General features: G+C 37.0%; 17 protein-coding genes and 4 tRNA genes. 13 read left to right on the top strand and 8 right to left on the bottom strand.

All coding sequences use genetic code 11. The annotated features are described in order from the left end of the window. The first annotated feature begins 30 nt into the window (after window positions 1-30). From rplU to IPM62_04180, 3 genes are all read left to right on the top strand, one after another. Window positions 31-333, top strand: coding sequence for a 50S ribosomal protein L21 (gene rplU / locus IPM62_04190; GenBank protein QQS38553.1), 303 nt, complete (start codon window positions 31-33; stop codon window positions 331-333). An 88-nt stretch (window positions 334-421) separates the two neighbouring features. Then, complete coding sequence (gene rpmA / locus IPM62_04185; protein ID QQS38552.1) at window positions 422-670, top strand: 50S ribosomal protein L27; 249 nt, start codon at window positions 422-424, stop codon at window positions 668-670. A 4-nt stretch (window positions 671-674) separates the two neighbouring features. Beyond that, window positions 675-1,544, top strand: coding sequence for a ParB/RepB/Spo0J family partition protein (locus IPM62_04180; GenBank protein ID QQS38551.1), 870 nt, complete (start codon window positions 675-677; stop codon window positions 1,542-1,544). Here the strand turns inward: IPM62_04180 and lepB are convergent. Continuing rightward, window positions 1,532-2,086 carry a signal peptidase I gene (lepB, locus tag IPM62_04175; GenBank protein ID QQS38550.1) on the bottom strand — a complete coding sequence of 185 codons (555 nt, stop codon included), beginning with the start codon at window positions 2,084-2,086 and terminating at the stop codon, window positions 1,532-1,534. The genes IPM62_04180 and lepB overlap by 13 nt on opposite strands. Before the next feature lie 347 nt (window positions 2,087-2,433). Here lepB and IPM62_04170 point away from each other — a divergent pair. Next, window positions 2,434-2,510 (top strand) — tRNA-Val (locus tag IPM62_04170). 215 nt (window positions 2,511-2,725) lie between these two features. Here IPM62_04170 and IPM62_04165 read toward each other — a convergent pair. Beyond that, a complete protein-coding gene (locus tag IPM62_04165) occupies window positions 2,726-3,625 on the bottom strand; it encodes a hypothetical protein (protein QQS38549.1) in 900 nt (299 codons plus the stop codon). Between the two features lie 412 nt (window positions 3,626-4,037). On the opposite strand from IPM62_04165, the gene IPM62_04160 reads away from it, so the two are divergent. The 6 genes from IPM62_04160 to IPM62_04135 all read left to right on the top strand — a co-directional run bounded on the left by IPM62_04160 (window position 4,038) and on the right by IPM62_04135 (window position 10,101). Next, the gene (locus IPM62_04160; GenBank protein QQS38548.1) at window positions 4,038-4,679 is read left to right on the top strand and encodes a VTT domain-containing protein; all 642 of its coding nucleotides are present in this window, start codon (window positions 4,038-4,040) and stop codon (window positions 4,677-4,679) included. After that, the gene (locus IPM62_04155) at window positions 4,669-5,715 is read left to right on the top strand and encodes an AI-2E family transporter (protein QQS38547.1); all 1,047 of its coding nucleotides are present in this window, start codon (window positions 4,669-4,671) and stop codon (window positions 5,713-5,715) included. The genes IPM62_04160 and IPM62_04155 overlap by 11 nt, the downstream gene beginning before the upstream one ends. Window positions 5,716-6,048: 333 nt before the next feature. Then, window positions 6,049-6,753 (top strand): class I SAM-dependent methyltransferase, encoded by a 705-nt coding sequence (locus IPM62_04150; protein ID QQS38546.1) that lies wholly within the window; start codon window positions 6,049-6,051, stop codon window positions 6,751-6,753. A 174-nt stretch (window positions 6,754-6,927) separates the two neighbouring features. Then, a complete protein-coding gene (locus IPM62_04145) occupies window positions 6,928-8,220 on the top strand; it encodes a lipopolysaccharide biosynthesis protein (GenBank protein QQS38545.1) in 1,293 nt (430 codons plus the stop codon). Then, window positions 8,186-8,941, top strand: coding sequence for a glycosyltransferase family 2 protein (locus IPM62_04140; protein QQS38544.1), 756 nt, complete (start codon window positions 8,186-8,188; stop codon window positions 8,939-8,941). The genes IPM62_04145 and IPM62_04140 overlap by 35 nt, the downstream gene beginning before the upstream one ends. Next, entirely contained in the window at window positions 8,905-10,101 is a 1,197-nt protein-coding gene (locus IPM62_04135; protein QQS38543.1) for an O-antigen ligase family protein, read from the top strand. Before IPM62_04140 ends, IPM62_04135 begins: the two co-directional genes overlap by 37 nt. A 67-nt stretch (window positions 10,102-10,168) precedes the next feature. Here the strand turns inward: IPM62_04135 and IPM62_04130 are convergent, their stop codons facing one another. The 5 genes from IPM62_04130 to IPM62_04110 all read right to left on the bottom strand — a co-directional run bounded on the left by IPM62_04130 (window position 10,169) and on the right by IPM62_04110 (window position 12,538). Continuing rightward, window positions 10,169-10,888, bottom strand: coding sequence for a hypothetical protein (locus IPM62_04130; protein ID QQS38542.1), 720 nt, complete (start codon window positions 10,886-10,888; stop codon window positions 10,169-10,171). 155 nt (window positions 10,889-11,043) lie between these two features. Next, window positions 11,044-11,117: transfer RNA gene (locus IPM62_04125), tRNA-Thr, on the bottom strand. Between the two features lie 58 nt (window positions 11,118-11,175). Beyond that, window positions 11,176-11,415, bottom strand: a complete 240-nt coding sequence (locus IPM62_04120) for a hypothetical protein (protein ID QQS38541.1) — start codon at window positions 11,413-11,415, stop codon at window positions 11,176-11,178. 98 nt (window positions 11,416-11,513) lie between these two features. Continuing rightward, window positions 11,514-11,586: transfer RNA gene (locus tag IPM62_04115), tRNA-Gly, on the bottom strand. Window positions 11,587-11,824: 238 nt separating this feature from the next. Further along, window positions 11,825-12,538, bottom strand: coding sequence for a LysM peptidoglycan-binding domain-containing protein (locus tag IPM62_04110; protein ID QQS38540.1), 714 nt, complete (start codon window positions 12,536-12,538; stop codon window positions 11,825-11,827). 543 nt (window positions 12,539-13,081) lie between these two features. On the opposite strand from IPM62_04110, the gene IPM62_04105 reads away from it, so the two are divergent. After that, window positions 13,082-13,156 (top strand) — tRNA-Asp (locus IPM62_04105). A gap of 227 nt (window positions 13,157-13,383) precedes the next feature. After that, the gene (locus tag IPM62_04100) at window positions 13,384-13,575 is read left to right on the top strand and encodes a GNAT family N-acetyltransferase (GenBank protein QQS38539.1); all 192 of its coding nucleotides are present in this window, start codon (window positions 13,384-13,386) and stop codon (window positions 13,573-13,575) included. Between the two features lie 90 nt (window positions 13,576-13,665). Here the strand turns inward: IPM62_04100 and IPM62_04095 are convergent, their stop codons facing one another. Beyond that, on the bottom strand, window positions 13,666-14,295 hold the full coding sequence (locus IPM62_04095) for a hypothetical protein (GenBank protein ID QQS38538.1): 630 nt from the start codon (window positions 14,293-14,295) through the stop codon (window positions 13,666-13,668). Window positions 14,296-14,668: 373 nt separating this feature from the next. Between IPM62_04095 and IPM62_04090 the strand changes: the two genes are divergently transcribed. Further along, the gene (locus IPM62_04090; protein ID QQS38537.1) at window positions 14,669-15,652 is read left to right on the top strand and encodes an LD-carboxypeptidase; all 984 of its coding nucleotides are present in this window, start codon (window positions 14,669-14,671) and stop codon (window positions 15,650-15,652) included. Window positions 15,653-15,702 lie beyond the last annotated feature (50 nt).

Here is a 15,702-nt window from a genome sequence, read left to right as displayed (position 1 = left end):
TGTTTATATATACAATACAGTTTGTCTACAATGAATACATACGCAGTAGTTAGAATACAAGGACAACAGTTAAAAGTAACCGAAGGGCAGGAAGTGTTAGTATCTAAAATTGATACTAAGTCTGTCGAGCCTGAGGTATTACTTATGGTTAAAGAAGGTAAAGTTAGTTTGGGAACACCGGTACTTAAAGACGCTAAAATTACAACAAAAATTCTCGGTGATGAAAAAGGCAAGAAGGTTAGAATTGTGAAATACAAGTCTAAATCACGATATCGAAAAACACTTGGTTTCAGACCCAAATATACCCGCCTTCTGATTGAAAAAATTGCTTAATACTAAATAAGTATATCAATGTAGATCGTACACATCTATATTGACAACCGTGAAAATATTTCTTATAGTGAACATTAGATAAAAAGATATGTCAAAACATAAAGCAGCAGGTAAAACAAGACAACAAAAAAGAACTCAGCCAAAGTTCCTTGGTGTTAAAGTGTCGGATGGAGAGAATGTTGACGCGGGTGCAATTCTTATCAGACAACGGGGTACAAAATACCAAGCAGGTGAGGGTGTCGGTGTAGGACGGGATCATACTTTGTTTGCACTTATGGGTGGAAAAGTAAAATATGGCCAACGATTGGGAAAAAAGAAGGTTTCAATAGTATCTTAAATACATGGCAGAAGAAGTAATTCAAGTCGAAGTAGGTCAGCTCCAACCAAATCCACTTCAACCTCGTGGTGCCATAACCCCCGAAAGTTTAGTTGATTTAGTTGATTCGATTAAACAGCATGGTGTTTTAGAACCATTGGTAATTGCCAAAACTCCAGCCGGATTCCAGATAATTGCGGGAGAAAGGCGTTGGAGAGCCTCAAAACTAGCCGGTCTCACACATGTACCTGCTGTGATTCGGGAAACTACTCCCAAAGGCATGCTCGAAATGGCATTGGTTGAAAATGTTCAACGATCTGATCTAAATCCTATTGATCGCGCCAAGGGTTTTGAGCGCTTAATGAATGAATTCGGACTTTCCACTTCGGAAGTTGCCGTAAGGATAGGTAAATCTGTCGCCTATGTATCCAACTCTATTCGTTTACTTTCACTACCCGATGCGCTTAAAGACGGTTTACTTTCCGGATTAATTTCGGAAGGGCACGCACGCGCATTGGCGGCTATCGACGATCAAAATCTGATGGTCGAAGCATACAAAATAATTCTGCGCGAGTCAGGGTCAGTAAGACGTGCGGAAGAATTGGCACGTCGTATGAAAGCAAAGTCTAAACAATCTATGCACAGACAGGGTGTAAGACGTGATCAGTTACGAATTGTCTCCGAGGAGATCGACAGAATGCAGGAAGATTTACAGCGAGCGCTTTCACCAAGTGAAGGTGAGGAAACCAAAAAAACTCTCGTTAAATTAATCCGATCAAGACGCGAGACAAAAATTCAGATGATATTTAAAGGTGGGGTTGAAGAAACGGATGCAATTCTCCAAAGAGTATATAAAGCTTTAACCGGCAATAATCAAGGTAATCAAAGCGAGTAACTTACGTCTTCAATTTTTCCGAGTTCGTCAGTCGGCCAATATATAATCCATGCTCTACCTGTTATCACGTCTTTTTCGATAAAACCCCATGATCTGGAATCCGAAGAATGACGTCTATTGTCTCCCAAAACGAAGTAGCTATTTTCGGGAATTACTTTTTCCTCATTTTCTTGTAAAAATGCACCCGGTAACGTGTCAAAAGTAGAAGGAAGATAGCTCTCTTTCAATTCGTTACCATTTATGTATAATTTATTTTCTTTGATGGCAACCTTTTCGCCCGGTAAACCAATAATCCTTTTAATAAACTCATCGCCGTTTGCTCCTGGAGCTTCAAAAATAATCACATCGCCTCTTTTGGGTTCACCGAAACGGTAAGACAATTTATCAGACAAAATGTATTCTCCATCTTGGAAATTGGGTAACATCGAAGCTCCTTTGATTTTGTGGGGTTGTAGGACGATAAGATATACGAACAAAAAAATCGCCACTGCAAAAACCACAACTTCAAGCGTGTCAAGAAAAAAACTGCTTAATTTATCCATCCAGCTATTATAAGTTTAAAAGCTTTTTAAAAACAAGCTCTCAATTTAATGAGACGACGATAAATACGTGCAAGAATTTGTCAACAAAGTATTACCACGTAATGTTGGAATGCACCATGATAATATTTTCTTTATTCTCGTTAAGTCTAAAACCACTGATTTCAATCAGTGGTTTTAGACCGAATCCTTATTGAGAAAACGGATACTACCGACTTTTGTCGGTAGAGATCGTCATTCATGACATTTCACGACAAATAGATAATACACACAAAAGGCAGTAACGCCAGAAAATGGATTTACGTTTTGGATGTTTTGAGTTTTGCATGTTAAAATCCACTAGGTAAATTGACCGCTTAGCTCAGTTGGTTAGAGCGCTGCATTCACATTGCGGAGGCCGGGGGTTCGAGTCCCTCAGCGGTCACCAGATGACTTAATGAGTGAAACGAGTTTAGTCAACTGGGGTGCAATAGGAGCGTAGCGACGAATTGCCATCAGAAATTATAATAATCTCTAATTAAACATAATATTTTAGTACAACTTATATATCCGTCTTCATCATAATAATATAGAAAACATAAAGTAGTGTTAAAGAAAAAATATGCTGGGTATTGTTGCCTAAAAAATTAAGACATATGGACGCTAAAACGCGCGATCTGGCTTATCTTCTTGTATATGTTGTACTAAATTACTATCTTGAAGAAACTCTAGTGCTTCCTTATTCGCTTTAATTGCTAAACTGGGAGTTAGCGTATACTGTTTATAGACTTCAAATATTCCTGGAATTTGGGCTATAAGTTCTTTTTGTGTTGACTCAATTAAGTTTCGTTGTTTTTTAATTTGTTCTGTAGATAGGGTCCCTTCTACCTCAAATGGAATGTCTAGTTCAATTATTACACTTGTATATTTAATTGTACCTACGCAGCCAAAATCAGTTCCTGGTATAGAATCTGTACCACTACCAATATAGCAACCAGTTCCATTTGTACTAATAGAGGGGCAATTCAATTGGTCGTAATTCGCGCAGCTAAATCGATCTTTTTCTGGAGCGATAACACAATTTCCATATGTGTAGAATACTGGTGGAGTTTGGGTGATCGATTCGTTTATGCAATCTCTCGCACAATCAGACCTAGGCTCTTGCAGATCCACAGTCCTAATTGCAATGTATTTACAGTTGCAGTTAGACCACACCGCACTACATCCATTCTCTGGCTTTATATAAGTTTGTATCGGGCTAGTTGGTTTGTTGATAATTGATTTTGTATTATCGGTTTCCCTCTTTAAGGAACAATTCTGGAATAGCTCGGGATAAGCTACTGTAAGACATAACTCCCCACCCACACAAGGGTTTGTGTCAAAAACAGGTCGACAAAAAGGTACTTTTTGACAAATCGCCTGATTAAAGAAGCTGCATACAAAGTTTTCTTTATAACCTGAATGAACTACCGTCAAGATAACATGTACCATTAATAAAAACGATATCATACTAAAAACGAATACAATTTTTTTCTTTCTTCTTTTTAAATTAACTTTTAACATAAAATGATTTATATAATTATATGATGAATAGATTTCAAAATATACATATTCTATCTAATGACTTTATCTAAAGGTTGTATATTCGGTAAAGTTGCTCAAAATGAGCTAAAAATGGTTCAAATCAATTGCATTGGGGTCACCAGTGGTAAACAAATACATAAATATTCTATGTTTTCACAAAACCACAAAGAAGTTGTAACATACACTTGATTCCAATATTAAGAGAAAGAATTATACTTTTTAAGAACTCATTATTCGTGAATTGTGATTGAATTAGATAGTGAGATTATTTAGTTTATATAATGAAACTACCCCACCGACCAAAAAACGATCGTTTGAAATCGGAAATTGCATTTAAACAATTGCACTTTTTGCCCGTATTTACTAAGATATTAAAGTTTGGAGTAATTTGATGAGTATATTTAGTTCGTTGATAGTATTATTGGAAACTTTTTCTCATAAAGTTCCACTTGAATTATTTACTTTGGTTGGCTCAATCATCGAAGAAGTCGTTGCCCCAATACCCTCTCCCTTTGTTATGGCACTTGCCGGATCGCTTGCGGGTGCACAGGGTCAACCGCTTTGGTATCTTGGATTTTTGTCTCTTTTTGGAGCTTTAGGGAAAACACTTGGAGCCTGGGTATTGTATATTATTGCCGATAAACTGGAAGATATTGTGATTGTTAAAATTGGAAAATTCGTAGGCGTAACACATAAGGAAATTGAAAATATAGGCAAACGGTTAAACGGAGGATGGCGGGACAATGTATTTTTGTTGATTGCACGCGCTATACCGGTAATTCCAAGTGCACCAATATCCATAGCGTGCGGTATTATTAAAATCAATCGCAAAACGTTTTTAACATCAACTTTTATAGGCACCTATATTCGAAACATGCTTTATCTCTATCTTGGATATGCGGGATTGGGTAATTACAAGCAGATTACTAGCGGTTTTGAGGGAGTTGAGTCAATTGGTCAGTTTTTACTTTTTGGTATAGTAGCGTTAATTATTGCCTTGTCCTACTATAAACGCAAACACCATGAAAAATAAACAAGAAATGTATATATCAAAGGGAGTAACGTATATCGTGATTATTGGAATACTGTGGTTGGCATATCTTGTGTTGCAACCTTTCTTGGGAATTCTTTCGTCGGGTATGATATTTGCAATATTTTTAAGGCCTTTTTTTAAAAAGCTCCTCACTATAACCCGCAATAATTCATTAGCAGGTCTTTTGACTGTTCTTGCCGCACTATTGTTTGTTGTTGTCCCCCTGGGTTTTTTAATAGGCAATCTGGTTTCCGAATTAGTCACGGTGGCAACAGACATTCAAAAAAATCCAGGTCGAGTAGTGAACTTTCACGCGGATTTAAATCGTTTGTTGACTCAACTGCAAATTCCATTTGATGTAAGCCTTTCAAATTTTAATAATTACATATCTCAAGTACTTTCGTTTATGGTGCGCAATGTGGGGGGGCTAGCTTTGCAGTCGGGGAGTATGGTGTTAAGTTTGTTTTTTACTTTGCTTACAGTATATTTTCTATTGGTGAATTGGCAGGGTATAAATAAATATATCGAAGGGCTTTCGATATTTCCCCAAAAATACTATGTTTTGTTGACAAAACGGACGATAGAAATAGTGAACGGTACCGTCAGAGGTAATTTGTTAATTATTCTCCTTCAATCTTTAGTGGGAATTATTGGTTTTCTGGTTTTTGGGATTCCTTCAGCATTTCTTTTGGGGGTAATATACGGGTTGTCCTCGTTACTGCCTCTGGTAGGCGGATTTTTACTTTGGATCCCACTTGTTTTATGGCAAGTAATTGGTGGTAATACGTTATCCGCTATACTTTTGGCAATTTGGTTTTTGGGATTAGGTTTTGTTGTGGAAAATCTGATTGCACCAAAAATTATTGGCAAAAGTACTAACTTACATCAATTGATAGTTATGTTTTCCGTTTTTGGTGGTATTCAACAATTTGGCTTATCCGGAATGATTTTAGGACCTGTCGTAATAGCCTTGACATTTATTGCACTTGAAATTGTTAAACAATTAAACTCGGAAGGGCAAACCAAATTTAGTTAGATTAATAGCTTACCCCTTATTATTTTTAGGCACCAAGTCATTTTTGCGGCATTGCCTTCGTTGACGATATAATTCTTGAAAGCTAAAAAAGTGTAGTTAAATTAAGTCTTGTCACACAGGGAAAATTACATACCCATCGGTTAAATACTATTTAGTAGTTAGTTTTTTTAGTCAAGCGGTGTTTGTTGTCGGACGTATTGGAAAAGCTATTATATAAATTCCAAAAAGGCTATTACATCATCTGGTAATTTTCGTAACAATTAAATATAATGAAACTGAAATCTTGAAGTAGTTGGTGGGCGAATAATGATGCCTACAAGTTTCGACTATCATATGAATACGTTAGCAGCAACAGAATTGATGGGAAATGACTCTACCAGATGGGATTTGGTTCACCAAAAAATCCACAAAGAACATACCCAGCCGTCGCGATTTGCAGTCGAACGCGAAAAACTTTTTCGCAGGGGTAGTATAGTGTGTGATCTGGGTGGTGGTAGTGGAAGTGACGTGTTGCATTTTTTGAAAAACGGTCACAGTGTCATATTGCTTGATATTTCCTCTTTTGCTCTTCAAGTAGCCGAAGAGCGTGCCAGAAATGCAAAACTTGATCAAAATCTGGTAACACATATGATTGATTTTGGATTACACGCTTTGCCTCTTAAGGATAACTCCATTGACGTAGCGTACTCCAGAATCTCCCTAAATTACTTCGGCCACCGACACACCGCAAAAATACTTCAAGACATTTACCGTAGTTTGAAAATCGGAGGCAGTGCTTACCTAACTTTCAAATCTCCCGCGGATGAAAAAGAAATGCTTCGTCTCGAGCGTAGCGCTGTTGTTTACGAAGAAGGTGTTTATATCGAGGCGGGTCAATTGCGCAGTAGATTTACGATCGAGCAATTGCAACACATACTTCTTAACGCAAAAATTCCCAATGCCAACGTAGAGCATTACGAAGAAGAGCTTGGCGACTCAGGAGGTGCTTTCAAACAAACGCTCTATCAAAACGAGGTAAACTTCACAAAAGTCGGATAATAAAATACATCTTGCAGGGATTACTAAAACCATCCGATCTTCGTTATATGAGTCTTGTGATAGTAAGACTGCTTGTATTATTGTTCAAAAATCCGTAGGCGTTCTATCGTAAAAATGAACTAAATAGTTTCAAATTTGCTTTGTAATTATAGTCTAATGCGCCTACTGTAAGGTGTGGATAGTTTATCTTATCTTCCTTTCGTATTAAAATCATCTTACGTGAGATTACTTAGAAAGACCACCATAGGGATTACTTGGACCGGCGGTTTCAGACTGTCGAGTAGGATAGTTGCCTATGCGAAGTTGGCAATAATTGCCAGGATTCTTAACCCGGAACAGTTTGGTGTTTATGCGATAGCAACTCTGGCTTTGGCATTTCTTGAAATATTTACCGAAACGGGAATTAATACTGTTTTGATTCAAGAGAAAAAAAATATCGATAATTATATCGACACAGCTTGGATAGTATCTATTTTTCGAGGATGTATCATTGGGGGACTTTTACTTGTAATGTCTTATCCTCTGTCGATTTTTTTTAAGTCTCAGGAAAGTAGAGGTGTTTTGGAACTAATTGTATTGGTTCCGATAATTAGAGGATTTATCAATCCGGCAATTGTGAAGTTGCAAAAGGAACTCCTTTTCAAAAAAGAGTTTGTTTTCCGATTATCGATTTTTATCTTTGATGCTTTGGTGGGTGTTTGGGTGACCTACTTATTAAAACATCCGATTGGTTTAATATGGGGATTTATCGCGGGAGCACTTCTTGAGACACTACTTTCTTACTTAATTATCCGTCCGATTCCACAATTTAAATTGGATACAAAATATCTCAAAATTATTTTATCGCGTGGAAAATGGATTACTGGTTCGGGAATTTCACACTATTTATTTAGCCAGGGAGATGATGTTGTGGTGGGTAAAATATTGGGTACGACGTCCTTGGGAATTTATCAGGCGGCGTATCGATTATCGACTCTTCCTGTTTCGGAAGTCGCGGATGTTATTGGAAAAGTAACCTTTCCCGTGTTTGTGAAAATATCCCACGACAAAAAGAAACTGAAATCCGCATTTTTAACAACCATGTTTGCAACCGGCATGGGTGCATTGGTATTGGGAAGTATTATCTATTTATTTGCACAGGAAATTGTAATGATTGTTTTAGGATCCGGTTGGATGGAGGTAATTCCGATTGTAAGGATTCTTATTGTATTTGGTGTAATTCAGGCACTTGTTGCTTCATTCAATCCGCTTTTTTTGGCTGTCAAAAAACAAAACTATGTGACAGGAATTACTACACTAGGTACGATACTGCTTGCTTGTGGCATTGTTCCTTTTATTAATGCTTATGCTTTGATGGGTACCGTTTACGCCGTAATTTTCGCCAGCATCCTGACTTTACCATTGGCGGTATACTATTGCGCAAAAATATTACATGACGAACCTATCGGCAATCATATTAACCAATAATAGCTATACCACCCTAAAAGATTGTCTGGCTAGTGTGTCGTTTTGTGATGAAATAATTGTTATTGATGATTTTTCAAGCGATCAGTCCGTCAACCTTGCGAGAAAAATGGGAGGTATTGTCTACGAAAGGGCTCTAAATAATAATTTTTCCAGCCAACGAAATTATGGTTTGAGCAAAGCCAAGGGAGAGTGGATACTTTTTGTTGACGCAGACGAAGTAGTTGATAAACGTCTTCGACACGAGATTCTCGATAGTTTGTGTAAACCATACGACGGTTATCTTATCAAACGCGTAAACTTTTTTGGCAACAAAAAAATGCTTCACGGCGAAGTGGGAAATGCATGTTTTGTCAGATTGGCAAAAAAGAATAAAGGAAAATGGACACGAAATGTTCATGAAACTTGGGAAATACAAGGAGAAGTCGGCATTTTGAAATATCCGATTTTGCATTACCCGGATTACTCGATTTCAAGTACCCTTGCTAAGATAGATAAGTATTCATCTTTACATGCACAAGCGAATAAAAAAGAAGGGAAAACCTCTAGTTTAACTAAGATTGTGATTTTTCCGCTTGTAAAATTTATCAACAATTATTTTTTTAAATTGGGGTTTTTAGATGGAATTGAAGGATTTATAATTTGCTATACCATGAGTTTTCATTCTTTTTTATCTTGGAGTAGATTATGGCTAAATCAAAAAAATATAACATCTCAACAATAATCATATTTTCGTTTTTGTCGATCTTTGCACTTGGACAGCTTATCAAGTTAAATATTGACGTCGGAGGCGCAACACTCGGAATCGCCCCGATCGATGTATTGGCGTGTATTGCCTCATTAATATATGTTCTGCCGAAAAGAAAAATTGACATTCTTGTAAAAATCCCCTCTGTTTTTTATGTTGCGTTTTTTTCCCTTCTTTTGTCCCTTAATGTAGTCTCATTGGGAGGTGTGATTGTCGGAGCCATGTATTTTGTCAGAGCACTGACTTATTATTTTTTCTATCTCTTTTTGCGTGAAAACGTCTCGGATGATACTCAATTGCGCGAGATTATTATCAAAACTTTAGTATTTATTGGTTTAGTCATAGCTTTATTGGGGCTTATTCAATATGTCATTTACCCGGATCTTACGGGAATTGTGGCATTGGGATGGGACAATCATTTATACAGGTTGGTAGGATCGTTTATCGACCCTGGTTTCACGGGTTTATTTTTGGCCTTTGCGATTTTGGTTGGTGTTTACATGCAATCAATAACGAAGGATCGAAGATTTGTCTGGATCATAGGTGTTATGGTTATAGCATTACTATTAACTTACTCGAGAGCCTCTTACTTAGCCTTACTTGCGGGGCTTGCCGCATTGTTTGTTGCTAATTCCAATCTCAGAAAAATTACGGCTGTTTATGCTTTTATTTTTATGATTAGTATTCCATTGCTTCCACGTCCCAATAGTATTGGCGTTAAACTTGAAAGGACTGGGACTGTGGTTCATCGAATAAATAATTACGACGAAACGATCAGTATATGGCGAAATAATCCTGTTTTTGGTGTCGGATATAACACGTTGTGTGCTTATAAAAAAGAAATATTAAAAAGAACTGATGTGGGTGAACATTCATGTTCGGGTGCAGATTCAAGTCTACTTTTACTTCTGGCAACTACGGGTGTAATTGGAGCATGTGCCTTTGTCAACGACGCCTTAAAGATAATAAAAGCAAGCATGTTTACGAAAAATGCTCTATTTACAGCCACGCTTTTTTCACTTTTCGTCCACAGCTTATTTGTGAATAGTATGTTCTATTCCTGGACAATGGGTTGGATTGGACTTATTGCTTGTGTTACGAAACTTCAGCAAACACTTACGACACGTCACGTATAAGTTAAGATAAAAAAGTAGTTGATACTCTACAACCAGGTTTTCTAATTTAAATTAAGTACATGAACGGTTATTCGCTGTAGTTTATTTTCAGCGTTACCTCGCTGGCGTTGCCCGAATCATCTTCTGCTTTAATGATGAAGGTATTTTCCCCGTTTTCTAAATTGGTGGTAGTTTTGAATTTCCCGTCATTGCCTACAACCACAAATCTCTCGTTCACTGTAACCCGTGCATTGTGCTCTGTTGACCCCTCAATTGAAATCTGACGCCACTTAGTCCCATAGAATGATGAATTGCTGGGTGGATTTGAGATTTCAATACTCGGCGGGGTGTTGTCAAAAAGAACCGTTGCGGAATGCGTTGTTGTGCTGGCGTTTCCGTACACATCTTTGGCGTAAGCTTTAATTGTGTTTTCACCATTATTGAGATTTACCGTTAGAGAAAATCTACCTGACTTATTTGCCAAAACGTCACTCTCTTTACCATTAATTGTGACAACAACCGTTGCACCGGGTTCTGTCGATCCATTTACGTCAATTGTTAGTTGATTGGTCGACTGAGGTAGGTCGTCGATTCGCGGAGGGGGTGGGGGTGTGGTGTCTGACTGTTCAACCGGAGAATTGCTTTGGGTAAGGTCGGTAATTAAGCCTGCGTACTTAACCACCAACGGTACTCCCAAAAATATTATTACTAGAATTAGAGAAATAGTAAGAAAAATTAAAAGCAATGCCGATCTGATATTTTTTTTCTGATCAATAGCGTTTTTGCGGCTGTATCTTCTTCTCATCATTAAATTCTAATCGTACTTACACGTATAAAACAAACTATAGCAAACTTTGGAACAAAATGGCAGATTATTTACGATTTACACTCAACTGATTTAATATTTTTTTGAATTTAGTCTTTATTTTTTTAAGCAACGAGTTTTTAGATATGCCATGTCTGAGCCAAGGGCGGGAGTCGAACCCGCGACCCCTGCTTTACGAAAGCAGTGCTCTATCCAACTGAGCTACCTTGGCATGCCTAACACAAAACACAATGCAATTTTACTACGTGAGATGTGGAGAGTAAATTAATTTAATAACCAAAGTCATTTAAACATTCATGAAGCAATTCCTCATAACCCTTGATAGTTGTATCGTCCAAAACGAGTTCATTGCGTTGATATGCCTGGGAAGATTTCATGGCAATATCGCTACACCTGGCAAGAATTACATTTGGTCGATACTGGTTCCAAAAAAGCAAACCGAGAGCGAAAGCATACCCGACAAGAATAGCCATATAAAACCTATCCTTGGTTTTAGATTGTCCCTGCATAATTTACTATATCACGCAAAAATAATGATAGTCAAAACAAGTGATCTCAACAATTTGGTATACCTATGTTTAACTAAATAAAACGTTAATGAACTGTGAGCGATGGACGGGAGTCGAACCCGCGACCTTCTGCTTGGGAAGCAGACGCTCTACCAGCTGAGCTACCATCGCATATACGATATTAAATTTATTCATAATTCGCTAAAAACCGTTGGCAATTAGCCCGCGTCTCAAGCGAAGCTGTGAACAAACTTTTCGAGTTTTTTTAAGAAAACCACGGGATTTAAGCCGTAGTTGTTTATTCAATTTTATTCAATCCACCAAAACGTATATCTTGGCTCATAAAAGAATCAAATAAACCAAAACTCGTTTGCTACGAGTAGTATATCAACCAGTATAACACGTGCACTTATCGAGGTATTACAAACACGTTTCCTGCGTGAATAATACTAGGATTAACCAGTTTGTTGGCTTTGGCAATATCAACCCATTTATAACCGTCCCCATATGCTCTTTCGGCGATTTTCCAAAGATTATCGCCTCTAACGACGGTATAGGTTTCTCCTTCAATTTTATCGCTTGGCATGTCACTCTCGCCTGTTTCGTCTGCATTGATAGTTGTATCTACGACTTCATCGCTTGCGGCTTCAGACAAAAGAGTTCCGCGATCAGGCTCGTTTGTGGGTGTTATTTCCACTAGGGTAACCAAAGGTTGCGTTTCCATAGTATTTGTTGGTATTACGGTCACATTTTGATTGTCGGCTAACTCTGACCCGATTAATTTCGGTTCTGTGTTAGGAAGTGTAAGCACTTGTCCTTCCTTGATGCTACCAGGACTTGTAAGATTATTAGCTTGTGCAATATCGGTCCAGTTATATCCGGTTCCGTAGTAGTTTTCTGATATTTTCCACAGATCTTCACCGGCAACTACTGTATGTTGATTTGTTGGTGTTTCCAATTCGTTAGTTGTAATTTCCAATTCGTCTTGAGGAAGAACGGAAGGTGTTTCTATCGTCTTGAAATAATTTACTACTAATACGCCAACGATAATTATCACAATAGTACCTAACCCCATGCTAATCGTGGATTCATTTAATTTAATTTTCTTTAAAAATGATTTCAATGTGTATCACCCCCAATTTTATAATTGTTTTATAAATTTACGTAGGCAGAAGAACAGAATTGGTAAATTTGTCTACCAAGTATGTAGATATAGGTTAGTAAACTTATTATATTCTACTACGCCGAATGTAAACTATAAGGTGTCTGTTGTCAAGTAGATTTGTGCGAAAAAACGACACAATTCGACTGGTTCTCTTTCGTTATCGCGATAAATATAAGTAAAGTAATATTTTCACGCATTAACACGATATGGCAATAAGAGTAATATTTATACTCATTAATATTTCACGTACATACACGAAGGCTAATACTTACTAAAATGTATCACGATAAGAAAAATATTGACAGGCAACTTTGTATTAATTTATTTATAGTAGAGATATTAATAATTACTCAGTGATATAAATTTGTTTACTAATAACGGAATACTAGATAATTTAATCAATTGAAGTGGCCGATACTTTGTTGTAGTTATTTGTTTAACCTTGTCGACTAACTAATTCTGAGTTATAATTCTCATGCATAATTAGCTTGGCTAATTTGTGGGGTAGTAGCTCAGTTGGATCAGAGTGTCCGCCTGTCACGCGGAAGGTCGCGGGTTCGAGTCCCGTCTACCCCGCAAACAAGAAAATCCTCACCAGAGTGTGAGGATTATTGTTTTATGGATCGGGACGAGAAGTTTATAGTGAGCTTGTCGGGCTAAGTCCCGTCTACCCAGGAACAGTTAAATCTGTGTAGTACGATGGTTAGAATAAGACGAAATAAAACAGCAGATGACGTAGTTTATCTAACTGCAGAAGAAGGACCAAAAATAGTTGGAAGTGCTGTAGGGGGGCTGATGGCCATTTGGACAATATTCAAGTTGACAAAGATTACAGAAGAAAAGGTGTAGGAAGCGAATTGTTGCAAGGTTTTGAAAGTCATACAGGTGGAATTACTGCAGATTTTAGACCTCAGGGAATGAGCGATTCAGAGCTAGAGGAATTCTATAAGAAAAATGGTTGTACGGTCGAAAATGGAAGAATTCGTCGTGTTTGATTTTATATATATAACGCGATTTAGCATTTATAGTTTATCTGCATCCTAATGCATGCCTCTGTGTCTTTGTATTTGCATCAAACTTTAAATTTAATAATGACCGATAATGAAAGGTACACTTATTGAAATCAATGCACAAATGCCCCCAAAAATTATCATGAACCATTCCAAACAGGTTACAAAACCGAAAGTATATAGTTCGTAGATATGCTTTTCCAATTTCAATTCTTTCCCTGTTGGATTTATCTTATCTTTTCGATATTTATTTATGTTAAATTGGTTTCGACATAGTAGACTGAAAAAATTAGATGGCAATATTTTAGCAATATATTTAATTATTCCCGTAAATGGAATAAGTGTTACTGATAAAAAGAAAATAGGAACTAAAATATAAATGAAAACATTATTTGTTCGATCGATTTTTAAAATATTAGTAATTACCCAAAGCAATATTAGAGGAACAATAAACCCAAGTATTAGTAAAGTTTTAATGAACTTATTCTTGATCAGTATAGGAAGCTTACTTTGGACTGAACTTAAGTTGTTATTTGAAACAGGAATTTCACTTACATAAGCAGACTTTTGATATTTGTTTGGTTTTTTATCTTTTTCGCATTGTTGAATGGCTTCTTGAACAGCTTTACGTTCTTCTTGGCTCGTAGTTTTTTCAATATGAGTTTTAAAATCAGATCTAGCTTGCTCAATTTCTTTATGATTCATTATTGACTTTGAGTTAAACATAATATCTTTATTCTAGCAAAGCTAAATATATAAACACAGACAAGGAAATTGTTTGTACCCGATTTGATTAAATAACCTAAAAATTAGTCGTTTAAGCATACACAAAGTCATGATATTCTTTCAGTAATTTTATAATAGTAATTACGAATGATTCTAGATGGAGTCCCGTCTACCCCGCAAACGAAAATCCTCACCAAAGTGTGAGGTTTTTTGTTTTATGGATCGGGACGAGAAGTTTATAGTGAGCTTGTCGAACCAAGTCCCGTCTACCCCGCTTCGTTTTTAGCTTCAATGATTAACCAAAATTGTATAGACAGTAGTGTTGGTTCGAACCTTTGATTATACTAACTATATGGCACTTAAACCACCAAAACTAAATGCTGGAGATACGATTGGTGTAGTTGCTCCAGCCCATCCGTTCCCCAATAACGATAATAAAGAATATCTGGAACAATATATGCTTGGACGAAAAGAGATCGAAAATATGGGTTTTAGATTAAAGGAATCAAAAAACCTAAGGAAAAGAGAATGGTGGAGGGCAGGTTCCCCACAGGAAAGAGCAGATGATATAAATGCTATGTATGCAGATCCAGAAGTTAAAGCTGTTATTGCTCATGACGGCGGAAATGATTGCATCACTGTACTAGAGCATTTAGATTACGAATTAGTTAAGAAAAACCCCAAACCATTTATTGGTTTTAGTAATATGACCAATATTCACAGTGCTTTTTACACCAAAGCTAATTTAGTGGGTTTTCATATGGGTTTGCTTTCGTATGAGTTAGGATGGGTATGGAACCAATTTGCACCGAACAATAAAGATAAAGGTTCAACTTACTTTAAGCAGGTTCTCACATCAGACACTGCTATCGGGGAGGTAAAACGACTAACTAAATGGCACAGTTGGAGGTCAGGAAAAGCTGAAGGACTCCTCTTTGGAGGCAATTTGAGTATGATAGACTCACTTATGGGTACGGAATATTTTCCAACAATTTCTTCACTTAGAGATTCTATTTTCTTTTGGGAGTTGGATAACTCACCTTCATATAGAGTTGAACGAGTATTAACACATCTAAAATACGTTGGGCTATTCGACGTAATATCTGGTATGTTGGTGGGTAAGTTAGTTGACATGAAACAGACATCAATAAATGGAATGACTGAACCTTCCTTTAAAGAAATTGTCTTAAGATGCACAAATGAATATAATTTTCCTATTCTCGCGGATGTCGACTTTGGTCATAAGATGGTTCAACTTCCGATGCCTATCGGAATAAAAACTTCAATAGATAGCGAAAAGCTAACGATGGCATTTCTAGAAGCAGCAGTTGTTTAAATAATAGGTTCGAACATCGTTCACTAAGTCCCGCCTCGATTTTTAGCCTC

Source organism: Candidatus Woesebacteria bacterium (assembly GCA_016700095.1).
Lineage (GTDB): Bacteria > Patescibacteriota > Microgenomatia > UBA8517 > UBA8517.
This window is presented reverse-complemented; position numbering and strand designations above follow the sequence as displayed.